This is a genomic window from Nocardioides panacis, from assembly GCF_019039255.1.
GTDB lineage: Bacteria > Actinomycetota > Actinomycetes > Propionibacteriales > Nocardioidaceae > Nocardioides_B > Nocardioides_B panacis.
The window spans coordinates 1680973-1700130 of the sequence record NZ_CP077062.1 but is presented as its reverse complement, the minus strand read 5'-3'; the positions used below and the strand labels follow the sequence as shown (position 1 = coordinate 1700130).

The following is a 19158-nucleotide window of genomic DNA, read 5'->3' as shown; positions in this document are numbered from 1 at the left end:
GCAGGTCGGCGACGTCCACGCCGGACCCGCCGGTGTCATCGCCGCCGAGGGACCCACCCGCGCCGTCGGAGCCACTCGTGCCGCGAGCGCGGTCGGCGCCCGCGGCCCCGGCCGCGCGTGTGCGGTGATGGTCGGATGACTTCGTCGGGGCCGTGCCGCAGGGAAGGGGCAGGTGACTGATGCGTGACACTGGGCGAACCTCCGGACAGACGGTCGGACTTCGTTCTTACCCGCTTTGATTGCGTTTACGCAACCGTTCCGGCGTCGTATCATTCGGCCATGCCGTCAGACTCCGAAGACCTGCAGCACACCAGTTCCACGGATGAACCTCGACGCTCACGGGCGAGCGAGGCTGCGCTGGATCCGTTGATGGCGGCCAGCCGCACCATCACCGCGGCCGTGGTGCGATCGCTGGCCACCGTCGACTCCACCGTGACCGTGCCGCAGTTGCGCGTCCTGGTGATGCTCTCGGTGGCGGGGCTGATGAACCTCTCCGCGGTCGCCGAACGGCTCGGGGTGAACGCCTCGAACGCCAGCCGCACGTGCGAGCGCCTGGTCCAGGCCGGGTTGGTGCACCGGTCGCCGGGCAGCGAGGACCGCCGGCAGGTGGAGCTGACGCTGTCCGCGCGGGGCCGACGCGTCGTCGACGACGTGATGCGCACCCGCCAGGAGCTGCTGGCCGCCGTGGTCGAGCGGATGAGCCCGTGGAAGCGGGCCGTGCTCACCGACGCCCTGGAGGCGTTCAACGCGGCCGCGACCGAGCTCGAGCACGACGCCCACCCGGACGCCGCCGACGACCTGGTGGTCTGGATGACCTGACCGAAAAACCAAATTGGTTGCATCAACGCAAACGTTTTGGGTAGAGAGGGCAGGTGAGCCAAACCGCCCCGTACCCGCCCGAGACCCTGAACCAGTACGCCCTGGTCGCGGATGGCGAACGCGGCGCCCTGATCGGACCTCGCGGTGACATCGCGTTCCTGTGCGCGCCGCGTTGGCACAGCCCCGCGGTGTTCTCCTCGCTGGTCGGAGGTGCCGGCCATTACGCGGTCACCCCGAGCGGGTCCCGGTACGTGTGGGGCGGGCACTACGAGCCCAGCTCCCTCATCTGGCGCAGCCGCTGGGTGACCGGCGACGCGGTCATCGAGTGCCGCGAAGCGCTGGCCTTTCCCGGCGACCCGCACCGACTCGTGCTGCTGCGGCGCATCGAAGCCGTGCAGGGGGACGCCCGCGTCACCGTGGTGCTCGACCCCCGCGCGGGGTTCGGATGCCACGCCAGCGCCCTGCACCGGATCGAGGCCGGTCTGTGGACCGGGGAGACCGGCGACCTGCGGGTGCGCTGGCAGACCGGACCGGGCAACCTCGCCGGCAACCCACGACCGGATCGGGGCGGGTTCTCGCGTTCCGGTAGCGCGATCGTCGGGGAGCTGCACATCCGAGCCGGCGAGTGCCACGACCTGGTCCTGGAGATCTCCGACGAGCCGCTCCCCTGGGCGCTGCCCGAGCCGGAAGCTGCCTGGGACGCGACCGAGGCCGCCTGGCGTGCCCAGCACCCGCGGCTGGCGACGTCCTTGGCCGATGACGACGTGACGCACTCCTACGCCGTCCTGCGCGGTCTGACCAGCCGGGACAACGGGATGGTCGCCGCCGCCACCATGGCGCTGCCCGAGCACGCCGAGGCCGGCCGCAACTACGACTACCGGTACGCCTGGATACGCGACCAGTGCTACACCGGGCAGGCCGCCATCGTCGCGAACGCCGACCCCCTCATCGGCAGCGCCCTCGGCTTCGTGACCGCCCGGCTGCTCGAGGACGGCCCGCATCTGAAACCCGCCTACACCGTCGCCGGTGACGCCGTGCCCGACGAAACGTCCGTGGACCTTCCCGGGTACCCGGGCGGAGCCGACAAGGTCGGCAACCACGTGAACGCCCAGTTCCAGCTCGACGCGTTCGGCGAGGCGCTGCTCCTGTTCGCGGCCGCCGTCCGGCACGGCGCCAGCACACCGGACCAGCACCATGCCGCGCTGCTCGCCGGTCGAACCATCGCGCAGCGTTGGCGGGAGCCGGACGCCGGTATCTGGGAGCTGGACAACCAGCCCTGGGCGCACTCGCGGCTGACCTGTGCTGCCGGGCTACGCGCATACGCTGCCGCGTGGCCCGGCCCGGAGACCCATGACTGGTCGGCGCTCGCCGACGTCATCGTCGCGGAGACCTCCCGGACCAGCGTGCATCCGACCGGTCGGTGGCAGCGCGCACCGCGCGATGACCGGGTCGACGCCGCGCTCCTGCTGCCGGCCATCCGCGGAGCGGTCTCGCCCGAGGACCCGCGCAGCCGCGCCACCCTGCGGGCCGTCCAGTCGGAGCTGTCCGACGAGGGGTTCGTGTTCCGGTTCCGGCAAGGGCCCGGTCAGCTGAACGACTGGGAGGGCGCGTTCCTGCTCAGCGGCTTCCACATGGCGCTGGCCACCCACCAGATCGGTGACCCGCTCGCCGCGGTCCGGTGGTTCGAGCGGAACCGGTCCGCGATCGGTCCACCGGGGTTGTTCACCGAAGAGTTCGACGTCGTGCAACGTCAACAGCGCGGCAACCTGCCGCAGGCGTTCGTGCACGCCCTCCTGATGGAAACAGCGGTCACGCTGACCGCCGCACCCGACCAGTCGGACCGCGGCGCCCGGACGCGTCGTCCAGTGCGCCGCGAGACCGCTACCAGCGCGGCCCGGCCACCGCCAGGCCAGCCGTAGGAGCGCGGCGCCACCCTCCCGCTGTCTCGAACAGCCGCCTCCTACACCTGCCGTCCTCCGGTCCGGCCAACCGACCAACTGACCAGCTGGAGCCCAGCACGCCGACCACTAAGGAGCCCCCATGACGTCAAGCACCCGAGCCATCGATCAACCCGACCTCATCAACCGCCCGCGGAGCGTTCCCACTCGGCAGGTCGTCGTGGTCACCGGCGCCACGGGCGGCATCGGACGGGCGACCGCCATCGCCTTCGGGACCCGCGGGGCCGCGGTCGCCCTGCTGGCCCGCGGAACCACCGGACTCCGCGCGGCCGCCGCCGACGTCGAAGCCGCCGGTGGCCAGGCGTTGCAGATCGTCACCGACGTGTCCGACCCGGACCAGGTCGAGGCCGCCGCCACCCAGGCGGAGGACCAGCTCGGACCCATCGACGTGTGGGTCAACGTGGCGTTCACCTCGGTGTTCGCCCGGTTCACCGACATCAAGGCCGAGGAGTACCGGCGCGTCACCGACGTCAACTACCACGGGTACGTCAACGGCACCCGGTCCGCTCTCGCCCGGATGCTGCCCCGCGACCACGGCACCATCGTGCAGGTCGGCTCCACGCTGGCCTACCGCGGCATCCCGCTTCAGAGCGCGTACTGCGGCTCCAAGCACGCGCTGCAGGGATTCCACGAGTCGTTGCGGACCGAGCTGATGCACGACAAGGCGAACGTGCACGTGACGATGGTCCAGATGCCCGCGGTGAACACCCCGCAGTTCTCCTGGGTGCTCTCCCGGCTCCCGAACCACGCGCAGCCCGTACCACCCATCTACCAGCCCGAGGTCGCGGCCCGAGCGGTCGTGTACGCCGCGGACCATCCCAAGCGTCGGGAGTACTGGGTCGGCGCGTCCACGATGGCCACCCTGATCGTGAACGCGGTCGCACCCGGTCTGCTGGACCGGTACCTGGCCCGGACCGGCCTCAAGAGCCAGCAGACCGACCAGCCCCGGGACCCGGACCAGCCCGTGAACCTGTGGCAGCCAGCCGACGGGGCGCACGGGCACGACTTCGGTGCGCACGGTGCCTTCGACTCACAGTCGCTGGCCCGGTCCCCGCAGGTGTGGGCCTCCCAGCACCACGGCCTGCTCGGCGCCCTGGCCGCGGGAGCGGCCGCGGCGCTGCTCGCGGCCCGACACCTCACTGCTTCGCACGGAGACTGGCGATGAACCGACTGATCCTCATCCGGGCGGCGCACGGACTTCTCACCGTCATCTGGCCCAGTCGCCTGGCGTCCTGGTACGGCGCACCAGCGCCGTGCTCGTCGCGACGGCGGCCCGGCCGGGGCGCGGCTCAAGCCGCCGCACCCGCGGACGGGAACGCGACCGAGCGGCACAAGGTCGTGGTCCGGGCGCTGTGCGTCCTGGGCGCACGACAGCTGCTCGAGGTCCTCCTCATGCGGCTCTTTCGTCGCTCCCCCGTCCACGCCGCCGCCCAGGCCGGTGACGTGCTGCATGCGCTGAGCATGCTCGTCGTCGCCCGACGGTGGCCCTGGCTGCGGCGCCCCGCCCTGACCAGTGCCGCGCTGGCCGTCGGCTACGTGAGCGCGGCCCAGATCCACGAGCGCCGAAAGCGCACCCGCCCGAACAGCACCGAGACCGCACTGGACCAGGCCGCGGACGCGCCCGCGCGGCCACCGGGTGAGCCGACCGGAGACGCGCGCGACAAGCCGCAGGTCTCCCGGGATCCCGATGACACCCAGACCGTTCCCCTGTACACCCCCCGCTCCGCCTCCTGCGGTATCGCCGCCGAGCCGACCGGTCCCGGGGCGCAACCCGGACGCTCTGCAGCGGACCCCCGCACTGCCTGCCGCGGCCTCCTCATCACCCGCGAGCCCGTCGGGAACCGGGCGATCGGCCACGGTCCGCCCGCGCGTCGTGTGGGCCGGGGTCGCCGTCATCGTCCTCGGCATGGTCGCGGTGGCCCTCGGGATGCTCACCTCCGCGCCCTGGCTCTGGACGGCCGGCATCGGTCTGTTGCTCGCCGGAGGCGCGGTGAGCCGCGTCGGCGGCATCATGCACGACACGCACTCCACCCAGGCCGTTCGCCAAGAGCTGGCAGCCGCCGCCTCCGGGACGCGGCACGAGGGCACCTCTGCGAAGGACATGAGGCACAGTCCCGAAGCGGCCCAGGTCGCGGCTGGCACCCGGGCGCTCCTCCAGGACCGGGAGGGGTCCCCGCTGTCGGTGCGGTTCCCGGCTGCGCTCGTGCTGGTCGTTCTCGGCGTCTGGCTGCAGGTGGGCCAGTGGGTGCTGGTGTATCCGTTCAATCTTCTCGGGCAGAACACCGCGCTGCGGGACACCGGGTTCGCGATCGTCGTCACGCTCGCCGGGTTCCGCCTCTGCTCAACTCGCAGCCCGCGGGCCAGCATCATCGCCGTGCTCAGCGGACTGCTACTCCTGACCGCTGCCGTGTTCGAGTCGCATGCGACCACCAGAGGAACCGTGAACGAGCTGGTCACCGGTGCCCTGGTCTTCCTCGCGGGCCTGGGTGCTGCCCTCCCGGACCGAGCACAGCCAGCCGGTCACCCGCGCCACTCCTCGCCGACCGGCGGGCAGCCCTCGCCGGACCCGACCGGGCCGCCCGCGCGTCCTGCGCGCCACCGGCCAGCTGGTGACGACGCGGCACCCCGACGCCTGGGCCACACGAACGAGGAGATGGGACTGACATGACGGAAATCGACCGCGCGACCCCCGACCCGGACCGCATCGAGGACATCTGGGGAGCCCGGACCCCGTACGGGGCGGGTGAGGTGTGGCCGGGCCGGGTCGACACGTTCCTCCCGGACGGCACCACAGCGGCCGACGTGGACCGGTGGGTGCCCTCGGCGTGCCTGCTGTGCAGCAACGGCTGCGGCCTCGACATCGCGGTCCGGGACGGTGCGATGGTCGGGGTGCGGGGTCGAGCCGAGGACCGGGTGAACCACGGCCGGCTCGGACCGAAGGGCCTGTTCGGGTGGCAGGGCCAGCTGCGGGACCGACTCACCGAACCCCTCATCCGCCGCAACGGCCGCCTGCAACCCGCGAGCTGGGAGGAGGCCATGACGCTCATCACCGACCGGTCCCGGCAGCTGCTGGAGGAGAAGGGACCGCTCTCGCACGGGTTCTACACGTCCGGGCAGCTGATGCTCGAGGAGTACTACACCCTGGCTGTCATCGGGAAGGCGGGCCTGGGCACCCCGCACATGGACGGCAACACCCGGCTGTGCACGGCGACCGCTGCGGCCGCGTTGAAGGAGACCTTCGGAGCCGACGGACAGCCCGGCTCGTACACCGACCTGGACTCCTGCGATGCGGTGTTCCACTTCGGGCACAACGTCGCCGAGACACAGACGGTGCTGTGGGCGCGGATGCTGGACCGGCTCGCCGGCCCGAACCCGCCCGCGCACGTCACCGTCGACCCGCGCCGCACCGCGGTCGCCCGGGCGTCGACCGTGCACCTGCCGGTGCGGCCCGGCACCAACCTGGCCCTGGTGAACGGACTGCTGCGTGAGGTCATCTCCCGCGGGTGGATCGACCACGACTACCTCGACGCGCACACCGTCGGGTTCGACGAGCTCGCCCGGACCGTGGAGGCCTACACGCCGCAGCACGTCGCAGACCTCTGCGACGTGACCGTCCGGGACCTGCAGGCGGCCGCAGAGATCTTCGGCACCCACGAGCGGGTGGTCTCCACCGTCCTGCAGGGGTTCTACCAGGCGCACCAGGCCACGGCCGCGTCCGTCGCGGTGAACAACCTGCACCTGGTCCGCGGCATGCTGGGTCGACCCGGGGCCGGCATCTTGCAGATGAATGGGCAGCCGACCGCCCAGAACAACCGCGAGTGCGGCGCGGACGGGGACCTGCCGGGCTTCCGGAACTGGAACAACCCCCAGCACGTCCAGCAGCTGGCGGACCTGTGGGACGTTGACGACTCCGTCATCCCGCACTGGGCCGAACCGACCCATGCGATGCAGATCTTCCGGTACGTCGAGCAAGGATCCATCGGGTTCCTCTGGGTGGCCGGCACCAACCCGGCCGTGTCGATGCCCGACCTGGCCCGGATCCGGCGCATCCTCGCCCAGGACTCCGTGTTCCTCGTCGTGACCGATGCCTACCGGACCGAGACGACCGAGTTCGCGGACGTCGTGCTGCCGGCCGCGCTGTGGGGTGAGAAGACCGGGACGTACACGAACGTCGATCGGACCGTGCACCTGTCCGAACAGGCAGTCGCGCCGCCTGGGCAGGCGCGCAGCGACCTGGACATCTGGGTCGAGTACGCCCGCCGGATGGGGTTCCGGAACCGGTCGGGGCAGCCGCTCCCGACCTGGGATACCGCCGAGGGAGCGTTCGACGGTTGGCGGGACTGCTCCCGCGGCCGGCCGTGCGACTACTCCGCGATGACCTACGACCAGCTCCGGGGCCGCGGCATCCAGTGGCCGTGCAACGATGAGCACCCGGACGGCACCGAACGGATCTACACCGACCACCAGTTCCACACGTTCGACGACGACTGCGAGACCTACGGGCACGACCTTGCCACCGGTGCTGCGGTCACCCCGGTCGAACACCGTGCGGTTCGGTACGACGGACGCGCCCGGCTCAAGGCCGCCGCGTGGACACCGCCACCCGAGAACCCGGACGGAAGCTACCCGCTGCACCTGAACACCGGCCGGACCGTCTACCAGTTCCACACCCGCACCAAAACCGGCCGAGCCCCCGAGCTGGCCGCCGCGGCACCAGACGCGTGGGTCGAGCTCGCCCCCGAGGACGCCGCCGAGCACCACATCGCGGACGGGGACCTGGTCCGGGTCGAGTCCGTCCGAGGACACGTCGAGGTGCCCGCGCGGTGCACCGGGACGAAACCCGGCTCTGTCTTCCTCCCCTTCCACTACGGGACCCTCGACCCCTCCCCGAGCAACGGCGCCGACGCGAAGGACGATGTGGCTGAGGACTCGGCTGACCCGTCGACCAGCGAGCGGCCACACGCCGCGAACGAACTCACGATGACCGCGTGGGACCCGGTCTCCAAACAACCCACCTTCAAGAGCGGCGCCGTCCGCATCACCCGGGTTGACCAGTCGCCTACCCGCACACGTGAGGAGGACTGAGATGCACCTCGCGACCTACCTCGGTCTGCTCGAGACCGGCTGCAGCACCCTTGCGACCTCCTACCGACAGGTCGCGGACGGGCATCGCGACGAACCGGACGTCGCCACCCTCTGCCTCCGCTTCGCCGCCGAGTGCGACCAGCAGAAGGCGCGGATGAGCCCGTTCGTGCGTACCTACGGCACGCACCCCGACGGGGAACCCGAGCGCTTGCACGCCGATGGACTCGCCGAGGCCCGGACCGGTGGGCTCGGTCTGCTCCGCGACCTGCACGACCTGTACCTGCTCGCCACCAACCTCGACATCTCCTGGACGATGGTCGGGCAGGCCGCCAAGGGTGACCGCAACACCGACCTGGACGCCACCGTCACCCGGAGCGCGGCCACGACCGAGGCCCAGCTGAAGTGGCTCACCACCCGCATGAAGGCCGCAGCACCTCAGGCACTGCTGGTCGCCGACTGACCCTCCTCGGGTCGAGCTCAGTCCAGCGAGCAGTGTCCGGAGCTTCATGCCGTCAACAGCACCCCATCCTGGTGACGACACCTAGAGGATCGGTCGGCCGCCCGTCACCGCGATCCGGGCCCCCGACATGTAGCTGCCCTCGTCCGAGGCGAGAAGGACGTAGGCGCCCGCGAGCTCCGCGGGTTGGCCCGGACGGCCGAGCGGGGTGTCGTCACCGAACTGCTCCACCTTCTCCGGTGGCATCGTGGACGGGATCAGTGGCGTCCAGATCGGACCCGGGGCGACGCTGTTGACCCGGATCCCCTGGGGGCCGAGCATCTGGGCGAGGCTGGCGCAGAAGTTCGCGATGGCTGCCTTTGTCGCCGCGTACGGCGCGAGATCTGGTGAGGGCATGTCCGAGTTGACCGACGTGCTCCCGATGATCGACGAGCCCGGGCGCATGTGCGGGAGCGCGGCCTTGACCAGGTAGAACATCGCCGACACATTCGTGGCGAAGGTGTGCTGCCACTCGGCGTCAGTGACGTCCTGGATGTCGGTGTGGTTCATCTGGTAGGCCGCGTTGCTCACCAGGACGTCGATCCGGCCGAACTCGCGCACGGTTCGCGCCACGATGTCCCGGCAGTGATCCGGCTGCGAGATGTCCCCGGAGATGACGAGAGCCTTCCGTCCGGCCTCGGCGACCAGGCGGGCGGTGTCGTCGGCGTCGTCGTCCTCCGACAGGTAGCTGATGACCACATCGGCGCCCTCCCGGGCGTACGCAATGGCCACCGCCCGGCCGATCCCACTGTCACCGCCGGTGATGACGGCGACCCTGTCGGTGAGCTTCCCGGAACCCTGATAGCTGGCCTCACCGCAGTCGGGCACGGGGTTCATGACGTGTTGCGTTCCCGGAACTTCCTGTTGCTGTGCCGGCTGGTTCATCGGTGCTCCTCGGGTCACGGTCCAGGCAGGCGCCGTACCCTCCGCCTGCGGGCGTAAACGAGGGTCGAACGCTCGCAGCCTGGACGCGGGCATCCACGTCTGACCCCGGAAAGCGTCAGCCTCGGATGAATCGGCGCACGCGTGCGTGCGCCAGCGCGGCTCGGGCTGCGTTCATGCCGGGAGCTCCGTGGACGCCGCCGCCTGGATGCGCGGACGACGAGCCCAGGTACAGCCCGCGGAGGAAGGTTTCGGCGCGGCCGAGGCCCGGGGTCGGACGGAACACGAGCTGCTGGTGCAGCTGGGCGGTGCCGCCGTTGATCGCACCGCCGACCAGGTTGGCGTTCCTGGCCTCCATCTCGTGCGGCCCGAGGATGCGCCGGGCGCTGACCCGCGTGCCGAAGCCGGGTGCCGCCTTTTCCATCCTGGCCTGCATCCGGTCTGCGAATCGTTCCAGGTCGTCTCGGTCCCAGGTGCCCCGGACGTCGCCGGCCCCGGCGTCACGGGTCGCGTGCTGCGGCACGTGCGTATAGGCCCACAACGACTCGGTCCCGGCCGGGGAACGCGTCGGGTCGGCGGTGGTCATCTGCCCAGTGAGCATGAAGGGCCGTGCCGGGATGGCGTTGGCGGAGACCTGTCCGAGCGCCTCGACCATCTGGTCCACGGAGTCCGCGATATGCACGGTGCCGGGGTCGTACGGCGGTCGTGTCGACCACGGGACCGGGCCGTCGAGGGCCCAGTCGACCTTGATCGTCGAGGGGTCGATCTGGAACCGCTTCATCGCCCGCGTCGTGCGCGCCGGAAGTTCGCCTCGAGGGATGAGGTCGCCGTAGAGCTTGGAGGCGACCACGTCGGCGATCACCGCGTGCCGGGCGAAGAAGCGGTCGCCGTGCCGTGTCGTGACCCCGGTCGCCCTCCCGGAGTCCACGTTGACGCCGCTCACCGGAGTGGAGCACTGGACGCGGCCGCCCAGCGACTCGATCCGCCGGGTGAGCGCCTGGGCGAAGCTGCCGGCGCCGCCCTCAGGGACCGGGAAGCCCACGGTCTGTCCCAGCATGACGAGCAGCAGCCCCATCAGCCCCGAACCGGCGGAGCCGAGCGGGATGTCGGCATGTCCGGCGTTCCCGGCAAGGAGCAGCCGAGGCGACTCGCCGCCGAACCGGTCACGGCCCAGCTCGGTGGCCGGGGACAGCAGGGTCTGCACGAAGCCCAGGCCCCCGACCGAGCGCAACCGCGTAGCCAGGCCAAGGCCGGCACGGACCGGCGGGAACGGCGACAGCAAGGCCCTCACCAGGTGGTGACCGACGCGATCCCACTGCGAGCAGAGCTGGAGCCACGCCTCCCCGTCGCCGGGGTGCTGGTGATCCATCAGCCCGGCCGTGACGTGCCGGCTCCTGTGCAGCAGGGCCCAGGACCCGTCGGCGCGCGGGTGGCCAACGACCGCGGGAGCGTGGACCCATCGCAGACCATGCTTCTCGAGGTGGAAGTCCCGGATGAAGGGCGAGGCCGCAGCCAGCGGGTAGAAGGCGCTGAACGTGTCGTGCACGAACCCCGGCGCGACCTCGGAGTCGCTGCGGACCGCTCCTCCGGGGGTCGCCTGCTCCTCCAGCACCAGGACCGACCAGCCACGGTCGAGCAGGTGGTTCGCAGCGACCAGACCGTTGGGACCCGCACCGATCACCAGGGCGTCGTAGGTGTCGTCGCCGCGGCGCGAAGGGGAGGGCATCCCGCCAGTTACCCCTCCCCCGGGGCGCCATGCACGGATCTCCCGGCCCACGGGACCGCACGTCGCCGCCGGGTCACCCCCGCAGGCGGGGCCACCGTCCGTGCACCGCTTCCTTGTCAGGCACTGCGTCGAAGACGTTTCCGGGGGTCGCCGCGACACCGGGCTTGCCCTGCCCGAGCCGCCGCATCAGCGGACCGACGAGGGCGTCGTACACCGCGGGCAGCAGGCGGAAACCGGCGACCATCACCCAGTTGACCGGACCAGCCGAGATGTCCCGGCCTGGCTTGTCCAGGGCCGCTACCACCTTGGCGGCCACGGACTCCGGCGCGCTGACCGGAGGCGGCGGGTTGCCATGCCGGCCGGTGTACGTGCCGGCCTGGTCGTAGATGGGCGTGTCCACGCCGCCCGGAGAGACCAGGCTGACCTGCACCCCCGGCTTGCTGCGCGCCTCGATCTGCAGGATCCGCACGAGCCCCTGGACGCCCCACTTGCTGGTGCAGTAGGTCGCCATGTACGGCGTCGCGATCTTGGCCAGCACGGAGCCGATCACGACCAGCGACCCACCGCCTTGCGCGTCGAAGAGCTGCAACGCGGCACGTGCGACGTTCGCGGTCCCGCTCAGGTTGGTGGTCATGACCTGGTCGAACACCTCTGGGGGCACGTCCTCGAACCGTCCGTAGGCGATGACCGCTGCCCCGTGCACCACCCCGTCGATCCGGCCGAACCGCTCGACCGCCGCCCGGAAAAGATGCTCGACCTGGGTGCGGTCGCCCACGTCGGTCGGGACGACCAGCACGTCGCCGGCGCCGCGGCTGACGCACTCCTGGCGGGTCTGCTCCAAGGTCTCCGGCGACCGGGCGGCCAGCACCAGCCGGCCGCCCCGGGCGGCCAGCTGGTGGGCGACGGCGCGGCCGATGCCGGACGTCGCCCCCACGACGAGGACGGTGGTGACCGTGGACCCGTCGGTCACGGGTTCAGCACCACCTTGATGCAGGCGTCCTGCTTCTTCTGGAAGATCTCGTAGCCGTGCGGTGCCTGGTCGAGCGGCAGGTGGTGGGTGGTCATGTCCAGGGTGCCCAGGGGGTCCGTGTCGTCCAGGACGACCGGCATGAGGTCGTCGATCCAGCGCTTCCACGTGGCACTGGCCCATGCGCATCGTGATGCCGCGGTCGAACATCTCCATCATCGGCAGGGGGTCGACCTCGCCGCCGTACACGCCGCTGACCGAGACGGTCCCGCCGCGCCGCACCGACTTGAGAGCAGTACGAAGGGCACCGAGCCGGTCGAGCGCCATCCGGTCGGTGAGCGGCTTGGCCACGACGTCCGGCAGGGCCCCGACCGCCGTGTGGGCCAGCTTGCCGACGGGTGAGTCGTGCGCCTCCATGCCGACCGCGTCCACTACGCCGTCCGGTCCTCGACCCCCGGTCATCTCCAGGAGAATGGCGGAGACGTCGTCGACGTCACTGGAGTCGACCGTCTCGATGCCGTGGCGACGAGCCATCGCGAGTCGCTCCGGGACGTCGTCGACCGCAATGACCCGGGCGGCTCCCCGGTGGCGCGCGATGCGGCTGGTGAACTGACCCACCGGGCCGAGACCCAGGACTGCCACGGTGTCGCCCTCGGACAGGTCCGCGAACTGCACGGCCTGCCAGGCGGTCGGCAGGATGTCGGAGAGGAAGAGGAACTGCTCGTCCGGTCCCTCGTCGGGGACCTTGATCGGGCCGAACTGAGCCTGAGGGACGCGCAGGTACTCCGCCTGCCCTCCTGGCACCGACCCGTACAGCTCGGTGTAGCCGAACAGCGAAGCACCCTTGCCGGTGTCACGGTTCTGCGTCGTCTCACACTGGGCGAACAGTCCGCGCCTGCACATCCAGCAGTGCCCGCACGAGATGTTGAACGGGATCACGACCCGGTCCCCCGCCTTGATGTGCGTGACCTCAGCACCCACCTCCTCGACCACGCCCATGGTTTCGTGTCCGAGGATGTCACCGGGAGTAAGGAAGGGCCCCAGCACCTCGTAGAGATGTAGGTCCGAGCCGCAGATCGCCGTCGAGGTCACCCGAACGATCGCATCTGTCGGCTGCTCGATACGGGGGTCGGCAACCTCCTCGACGCGCACGTCACGTTTCCCGTGCCAAGCCAGCGCCTTCATGGGAATCCCTTTCGCAGTCACCGGAACCACACACAGCGGAAGCAACCAAGTCGCGTCACGCCGGGCTCCGGGTACCCACGCGGGAAGCGATCAACCCGATCCGGGCGGCTGTGATCCGACACCGCGTGAGCAGTGCGACGCGGAGTCGAGCTACGCGCCCCAGCGCGAGTCGACGCGCTGGCGTGCCGCAGGTGGTCATCGTGGCATGCAGCCAACGAGTTCGGCTCGGCGTGCGACTCCCCCGCGGCGGTGGCTCAGGCGCGCCGTGGCCCGGCTCGAGGCCGCGAACGGCGCCGGACGCCGCCGCCGACGAACGTGCGCCCGACCCAGAGGGCGCGGCCGTCCCGAGCACTCGACGTCCCCGATGCTGCGCGTCACACGAGCGTGTAGACCTCTACACACAATCAACTGGGCGGATGCCTCCCCGTCGACGAAACCAGCCGCGCCCACCCCGCGCGGGCGCCCGACCCGGAGCACTGTCCGGGGAGATCCGCACCGCACTCGGGGACGAGGTCGCCCGCCTCGAACGCATCGAGGAACCGTCCGCGCGCGCCCAGGCGGTCGGTGACCTACCAGGCACACGATTCGTGAGGAGAGCGCCATGCCGAGCAAGTCAGCGAACGTGAAGAACGAGAAGCAGTACGAGGCCCTCAAGGACAAGGGCATGTCGAAGGAGCGGGCCGCGAAGATCGCGAACTCCGACGGGGCATCTGCGCGAGGCGGGAAGAAGAGCGGGTCCGGCGGCGACAGTTCGCAGGGCGGTACGACCGCTCAGAAGAAGAAGGCCGGCCGCAAGGGAGGAAAGGCGAGTAGCGGCAAGTGAGCATCCACCGCCTACCCGCCACCACGCTCGGCGCTGCCGCGAAGCGGTGGGTGGCAGACCGCATCTTGACGGGGCCGAGGACCGGTCACCAGGCGGGGCGTCGCACACCTGTGACGGACCGGGGCGGTGCGACCGGAACCCTCAGCCGCGGGGTCCTTGAGGACAGCGGTGGTCCGTCCCACGAGGCGAAGCGGAACCCGTGAGGGCCGCGCCGGTACCCCCGACGTGCGGACGTGTGCGTGGCCGGTGTGCAACCCGTGCGGGCGGCACGGCGCGGCCAACTCCAGCTGGTCGTGACCTTGGCTGACCGCGTACGGCCCGTGAGAACACGACCAGCGCCCCGCCCTCCCGTTCGACTACCTCTACGAGGACGGCCACGCGGTATCGCCGTGTACGGACTGCCATCTGGCACCTCGACGTGTCTCGCACCCGACGTCCGGCAGCCGTGCGTCCGCGAACGGCACGCCGTGGTCTGGCGACGCTGGAACGACACCCAGGACTCCTGACATCCCGAACCCGGCGGGATGCACGAGACCTTTCGTTGTCACCCGGGGGTTGATGAGCCCACCACGGCGGCCCCGCGTGCACTGTCCGCTTGGTCGTCGGACCCACCACTCTCATCTGAGGTGTCTACGGCGCCGTCGAAGGTCACGCCCTCAGTCGCGGAGGTGGGCGCTGCGTCCGACACCAGGGTCGCGTTCGGAGTGGTTCCGTCCTTGTGGGCCCCGGCCGGCTGGCTGCCGTCTTGGGAGGAGAAGTCGGTGGAGGCCAAGGCGGCCGGGACGGAGTCGTCGACCTCGGGCGGTTCGGCGTGTACGGGGCGGAGCTTCGGCGGTGCAGCGGACCACGCGCGCAGAGAGCCAAGGATGTCGCCGTAGAACCCGTCGACGCCCGTGAGGACGGAGTCGATGAACGACCCGCGACCGCGTCCGCGTTTCGTCCCGAGGTTCCCGGTGGTGGCGACCCGGAACAGGCGGATGTCTTTGCTCGGGTCGACGGCCAGGGTGGACGGGTTCTCCCGAACGGCGGAGAGGAGCTCGGCGGCGGACGACCCGCGGGCGTGTGCGACGAACACCTCGACACGGGCGCCATCCGGGGCGTTCTTCAACTGCCGGACGAGCCAGTTCACCCGGGTGGTCGCCTTCCCCTCCCGAGGCGCCTCGACGTCGACGTGACAGGTGACCTTCCCGGCGCGCAGGTCCGCGGTGACGACGAGCGGGGCAACAGTGCCCGGGATGCGGATGGTGCCAGACACGGTGCCGGTCTGGCACAACGACTGGGTCAGCGTCTGGACGCGGGCGGCCGGGTCGGCGAGCTCCTTGCGGGACAGGACGGGGACGACCTCGGTGCCGAGCTGCCGGCCGAGCTGCAGGCTCGTGAACCTGAGCAGGGCGTCGAACCGGGCGGCGACCTCCGCGATGCCCTTGTCGGACGCGCGGAGCGTGCCCGCTGCGACCTGGTCCCGAACACCGACCCACGCCTCCCCCATGTCGTCGAACTCGAGCGCACCGGACTTGCGGTGCTCCAGGTACCGGATCAGCTCCCCGAGTATCCACGCCTGGTCCGGGTCCGCGACGCCGCGGAACTCCTTCTGCATCACGGCCTCGGCCAGCACCTGGGACCAGGAGACGTGGTGCAGGTCAACCTTCTTCAGCTTCCGCTTGTCGACCTTCGTCGGGTGCTGACCGGCGACGGCCGGGATCTCATTCGAGATGGTGATGACGGCGTCGTAGCCCTGCTCACGGGCGATGTCGAGGTAGTTCTCCAGCTGTTCGGTCGCGAGCTCGTTCGGTCCGGTCTTCACCTCAACCAAGGCGGTCCACGACCTTCCACCCCGGGTGACCCGGATGAGTCCGTCCGGGTACAGGCGCCGCTCGCCGAGGAGGAACGGGACCTCGATGTAGCACTCGAGGGTGCCGGCCGGTGCCCCGAACGGTTTCACGAACCCGCGCCCGAACTCCCTGACGGCAGAGACAACCGCAAGCAGCGCGGACGTCGCGCGGCGTTCCTGCTCCTCGGCGCCGTTGATGCCGGACGTCGGGATGAGGCGTGCCTCGTGCCAGGACTCTTCGGCCATGCGTACTTCCCCCGCTTCAGCTCATCTCACCGCGGACGCGGCTGACGCGAGCGGGCGTGTGCGGCTCGCGGTGCAGCAGACGGTACTCGTGGAAGACTCCGCAGCGGTCGTTTTCCACACGTCCCACGCAGGCTGCCCGTCCAGCCAGTCGAACTCCCAGTTGACTCGCCAGTCTCGACATGATCGTCGAGCCGTTCCACGGCAGACCCCTGCGAGAGTAACCGCCCCTCAACTCGGCAGACCCGGTAACCGCCGTCACTCGAAATGGTGGACGTCAACGGGCCCGCTATGTACGGTTCATGGCGAACAGAACGGGGGACCACCATGGTTCGCACGACTCGGCGTGCAGTAGCAACGGCAGTGGCGCTCATCGCCACCGCAACCACCCTTTCCACGATCACGCAACCGGCCCAGGGCGCCACCGCCGACTGCACGCCAGCGAACCCGCCGCCGCGGGTGCTCGCGGTCCACGCCGACGACGTGACCCTCCTGCCGTCCTCGGGTGGCTTCACCCACCAACCGGTGCACGTGACCATGCAGAACACCTGCGCCGGCACGACGGGCTACCTGCTGCTCCAGTTCCGCCGCAGCGGCCAGGTCGGCGAGAAGGCCCGGGCCTGCGCGGACCGCACGTCCTCGGACTACATCGGCTCCGACGCCGGTCCGAACGCGACCGACCAGCCGGACGTCTACGACTACCCGCTGAGCAAGCCCTGGTCGTTCGAGGCCAACGACGACTACGACACCCCGGCCACGACCAGTGCGTGTGCCGGACCGTGGGACATCGTCGCCACGCCGTACAACACCTACAAGGTCGGCGACACCTCCACCACCACCAAGGGTGCACCCTTCACCGCGAAGGCCGTCTTCTCGCTGTTCCGCGGCTCCCGCCTCACGACGAACGCCTCCCCCGAACCGGTGCGCCGCGGTGCGACCGTGACCGTCAAGGGCCGCCTGACCCGCCAGGCGATGGCACCGAACCGGCTCTCGACCGGCGCCCACATCGACAAATACGTCGCCTTCGCCGGCGAACCGGTCGTGCTGCAACGACGGACCCTGTCCGGCACCTACAACAACATCCGGACGGTCCGCAGCAACCGGGACGGCTACCTCACCACCAAGCTGAAGGCCCTGCCCGAGGACCGCTGCTACCGCTTCGTGTACCGCGGCTCCGACACCACCCTGCGTGTCATCGCGGCCGGCGACTGCGTGCACGTCGTCCGTCGCTGACAGCCGCCAGCAACCAGGAGACTGGCTCCCCGCGAGGGAGCCAGTCTCCGCTGCATTTCTCCCGAGATCCGACAGCTAGCAGCCGTCGTCACCGGTCTCGACCGAGGTAAGCACTCGACCGGGATGAGCATGTCGTTCGGGGGGTTGTCCGCCTGGGCGCGAACTACTCCGAGTTCACGCCCGTCCGCCCCCAACGCCCGGACGTCCGTGTCCTCACCCGGCGCACCGCCGGGCACATGCACGACCGCAGCGAACACACCGCCGGTCACCGGCACGGTCCGAGTCGCGCCGGCCACGGTCACTGCGACGAAGTCCACGCCGGCACCGGCGGCGCCGGCCAGGGTGAGATGGTCGGTCCCCTGGCCGCCGTACAGGTACGGACCACTCGGCTCGGCCGCGGCCACCGGTGTCGCGGAGATCTGGGTGACGCGCTGGCGTGGGTCCGAGGAAAGCGCACACCGTGCCACGTGGCCGTCCGGTGAGACCAACGCTGCGCTGAGGGTGGCTCCGGCCCGGTCCGCGGCGCCGACCCGCCAGGCGCCGAAGTTCACGTGCCCTTGGTAGGAGCACTGTTCCAACACGGCTCGACGGTCGCCGGCGGCGGGCACGTGAGCGAGGTTCGGGCGACGGCCCGGACTGAAGTCGCCCGGCAGCGTGCACGCCGCGTTGTAGACGTGCCCGTCGTAGCTGGCCTCGTACGTCGCGACGAGGCCGACGCGAGACGGGAACTCATCGACCCAACCGTGCGAATGCCGCCAGGCGCTGTCCGGCACACCCGGCGCGCCCTGGTTGAGCATCGGCAGGCACATCGTCTCGGCGTCGACCTTGGACACCTTCGGAAACGTGACGCTGCCGTCGGCAGAGCTGACCGGCGCCATCCCCTTCATCGGCCAACCGAACCCGGTGACTCTCACCCACTGCTTACCTTCACGACTGACGACGAGGTCGGGGTATCCGTCACGCGGGCCGCCGCCGGCCACCAAGGACACCCGGCCCCCGGGATTCCCGAACGTCGCGGTCGGCTGACCCGGGGAGGGCGTCGAGAGTCGGGTAGCGGTCAGGACACCGGCCACGGCCAGCACGCTGGCGGCACCGACGGCCACGCGTGTCGTGCGTCGTCGTCGGGCCCGGATCCCGAGGCGGATGGCCGCGGCCGGGTCGGCCGGGGCGAACAGGTGCGCGTCCAGGACCCGGTCGAGCTCGTCGAGGATGCCGCGGTCACTCATGGTTCGCTCCGTTCGCCGATGGGGTGCTCTCAAGAGCGGCGCGGAGCCGCTCGAGGCCTCGGGACGCCTGCGTTTTCACCGTGCTGCGCGAACACCCGATGAGGCGCGCGGTCTCCTCGACCGACAGGTCGTTCCAATACCGCAGGACCACCGCGGCCCGTTGGCCGGGAGGTAGCGCCGCCAGGGCCGCGAACACAGGCGACCCGACATCCGGCTCCCCGTCGCGTGCAGGCAGGTGTCCGCGGTCGTGGCCGTCGGCGACTTCGCGACGGCGCCACGGCCTGCGGGACTCGTCGATGCTGGCCCGAACCAGGATCTGCGGGACGTAGGCGTCGATGGTGGCGGACCGGTCGACGCGATTCCAGGCCACGTACAGCTTGGTCAACGCGATCTGGACAAGGTCCTCGGCCCGATGACGATCCCCGCACAGGAGGTACGCGGTCCGGGTGAGCTGTCCCGAGCGCGCTGCGACGTACTTCGTGAACCGCAGGTCTCGCTCGCTCCGCCGCATCTGCGTCTCCCCCGTCGGTGGCCGCTCTCGCCCCTTCATACGGTCCGACCATCCCACCAGGACCACAGCGACCGGGAGGAAACCTCTTCCCAGCGACGGCTGCGGTCGCGTGCCGCGACGGCCGGCCGGCCGGCCGGCCGCCGGGATACCGCAAAACCTCTAGGCCAGGCAAC

At 70.7% G+C, this 19158-nt stretch carries 14 protein-coding genes; 8 read left to right on the top strand and 6 right to left on the bottom strand.

What is annotated here, in order from left to right:
* The first annotated feature begins 369 nt into the window (after positions 1-369).
* From KRR39_RS08210 to KRR39_RS08185, 6 genes are all read left to right on the top strand, one after another.
* Positions 370-819 (top strand): MarR family winged helix-turn-helix transcriptional regulator, encoded by a 450-nt coding sequence (locus KRR39_RS08210; RefSeq protein WP_216941557.1) that lies wholly within the window; start codon positions 370-372, stop codon positions 817-819.
* A 53-nt stretch (positions 820-872) separates the two neighbouring features.
* On the top strand, positions 873-2738 hold the full coding sequence (locus KRR39_RS08205; RefSeq protein WP_216941556.1) for a glycoside hydrolase family 15 protein: 1866 nt from the start codon (positions 873-875) through the stop codon (positions 2736-2738).
* 121 nt (positions 2739-2859) lie between these two features.
* Complete coding sequence (locus KRR39_RS08200) at positions 2860-3942, top strand: SDR family oxidoreductase (RefSeq protein WP_216941555.1); 1083 nt, start codon at positions 2860-2862, stop codon at positions 3940-3942.
* A gap of 708 nt (positions 3943-4650) precedes the next feature.
* Positions 4651-5445, top strand: coding sequence for a hypothetical protein (locus KRR39_RS08195; protein WP_216941554.1), 795 nt, complete (start codon positions 4651-4653; stop codon positions 5443-5445).
* Entirely contained in the window at positions 5442-7862 is a 2421-nt protein-coding gene (locus KRR39_RS08190) for a molybdopterin oxidoreductase family protein (protein WP_216941553.1), read from the top strand. Before KRR39_RS08195 ends, KRR39_RS08190 begins: the two co-directional genes overlap by 4 nt.
* A gap of 1 nt (position 7863) precedes the next feature.
* A complete protein-coding gene (locus KRR39_RS08185; RefSeq protein ID WP_216941552.1) occupies positions 7864-8322 on the top strand; it encodes a ferritin family protein in 459 nt (152 codons plus the stop codon).
* Between the two features lie 81 nt (positions 8323-8403).
* Here the strand turns inward: KRR39_RS08185 and KRR39_RS08180 are convergent, their stop codons facing one another.
* The 3 genes from KRR39_RS08180 to KRR39_RS24555 form a co-directional block, all read right to left on the bottom strand.
* Positions 8404-9195 (bottom strand): SDR family oxidoreductase, encoded by a 792-nt coding sequence (locus KRR39_RS08180; RefSeq protein WP_302053562.1) that lies wholly within the window; start codon positions 9193-9195, stop codon positions 8404-8406.
* A gap of 163 nt (positions 9196-9358) precedes the next feature.
* A complete protein-coding gene (locus KRR39_RS08175) occupies positions 9359-10966 on the bottom strand; it encodes a phytoene desaturase family protein (protein ID WP_216941550.1) in 1608 nt (535 codons plus the stop codon).
* Between the two features lie 73 nt (positions 10967-11039).
* The gene (locus KRR39_RS24555; protein WP_254185702.1) at positions 11040-13025 is read right to left on the bottom strand and encodes an SDR family NAD(P)-dependent oxidoreductase; all 1986 of its coding nucleotides are present in this window, start codon (positions 13023-13025) and stop codon (positions 11040-11042) included.
* 694 nt (positions 13026-13719) lie between these two features.
* On the opposite strand from KRR39_RS24555, the gene KRR39_RS08160 reads away from it, so the two are divergent.
* Entirely contained in the window at positions 13720-13941 is a 222-nt protein-coding gene (locus tag KRR39_RS08160; RefSeq protein WP_216941548.1) for a DUF7218 family protein, read from the top strand.
* Between the two features lie 544 nt (positions 13942-14485).
* Here KRR39_RS08160 and KRR39_RS08155 read toward each other — a convergent pair.
* Entirely contained in the window at positions 14486-16018 is a 1533-nt protein-coding gene (locus KRR39_RS08155; protein ID WP_216941547.1) for a hypothetical protein, read from the bottom strand.
* Positions 16019-16378: 360 nt separating this feature from the next.
* Here KRR39_RS08155 and KRR39_RS08150 point away from each other — a divergent pair, with 360 nt between their 5' ends.
* The gene (locus KRR39_RS08150) at positions 16379-17248 is read left to right on the top strand and encodes a hypothetical protein (RefSeq protein ID WP_216941546.1); all 870 of its coding nucleotides are present in this window, start codon (positions 16379-16381) and stop codon (positions 17246-17248) included.
* Here the strand turns inward: KRR39_RS08150 and KRR39_RS08145 are convergent.
* Both KRR39_RS08145 and KRR39_RS08140 read right to left on the bottom strand, forming a co-directional pair.
* Positions 17167-18474: a hypothetical protein gene (locus KRR39_RS08145; protein WP_216941545.1), complete on the bottom strand. Its 1308-nt coding sequence runs from the start codon at positions 18472-18474 to the stop codon at positions 17167-17169. The two genes, KRR39_RS08150 and KRR39_RS08145, sit on opposite strands and share 82 nt — an antisense overlap.
* Positions 18467-18985: a SigE family RNA polymerase sigma factor gene (locus KRR39_RS08140; protein WP_216941544.1), complete on the bottom strand. Its 519-nt coding sequence runs from the start codon at positions 18983-18985 to the stop codon at positions 18467-18469. Before KRR39_RS08140 ends, KRR39_RS08145 begins: the two co-directional genes overlap by 8 nt.
* Positions 18986-19158: the final 173 nt, after the last annotated feature.

What these genes read in the sequence shown, in the direction of transcription:
- KRR39_RS08210 (WP_216941557.1), top strand. Translation starts at nt 370, where the DNA reads ATGGCGGCCAGCCGCACCATCACCGCGGCCGTGGTGCGATCGCTGGCC.
- KRR39_RS08200 (WP_216941555.1), top strand. Translation starts at nt 2,860, where the DNA reads ATGACGTCAAGCACCCGAGCCATCGATCAACCCGACCTCATCAACCGC.
- KRR39_RS08190 (WP_216941553.1), top strand. Translation starts at nt 5,442, where the DNA reads ATGACGGAAATCGACCGCGCGACCCCCGACCCGGACCGCATCGAGGAC.
- KRR39_RS08185 (WP_216941552.1), top strand. Translation starts at nt 7,864, where the DNA reads ATGCACCTCGCGACCTACCTCGGTCTGCTCGAGACCGGCTGCAGCACC.
- KRR39_RS08180 (WP_302053562.1), bottom strand. Translation starts at nt 9,195, where the DNA reads ATGAACCCCGTGCCCGACTGCGGTGAGGCCAGCTATCAGGGTTCCGGG.
- KRR39_RS08175 (WP_216941550.1), bottom strand. Translation starts at nt 10,966, where the DNA reads ATGCCCTCCCCTTCGCGCCGCGGCGACGACACCTACGACGCCCTGGTG.
- KRR39_RS08160 (WP_216941548.1), top strand. Translation starts at nt 13,720, where the DNA reads ATGCCGAGCAAGTCAGCGAACGTGAAGAACGAGAAGCAGTACGAGGCC.
- KRR39_RS08155 (WP_216941547.1), bottom strand. Translation starts at nt 16,018, where the DNA reads ATGGCCGAAGAGTCCTGGCACGAGGCACGCCTCATCCCGACGTCCGGC.
- KRR39_RS08145 (WP_216941545.1), bottom strand. Translation starts at nt 18,474, where the DNA reads ATGAGTGACCGCGGCATCCTCGACGAGCTCGACCGGGTCCTGGACGCG.
- KRR39_RS08140 (WP_216941544.1), bottom strand. Translation starts at nt 18,985, where the DNA reads ATGCGGCGGAGCGAGCGAGACCTGCGGTTCACGAAGTACGTCGCAGCG.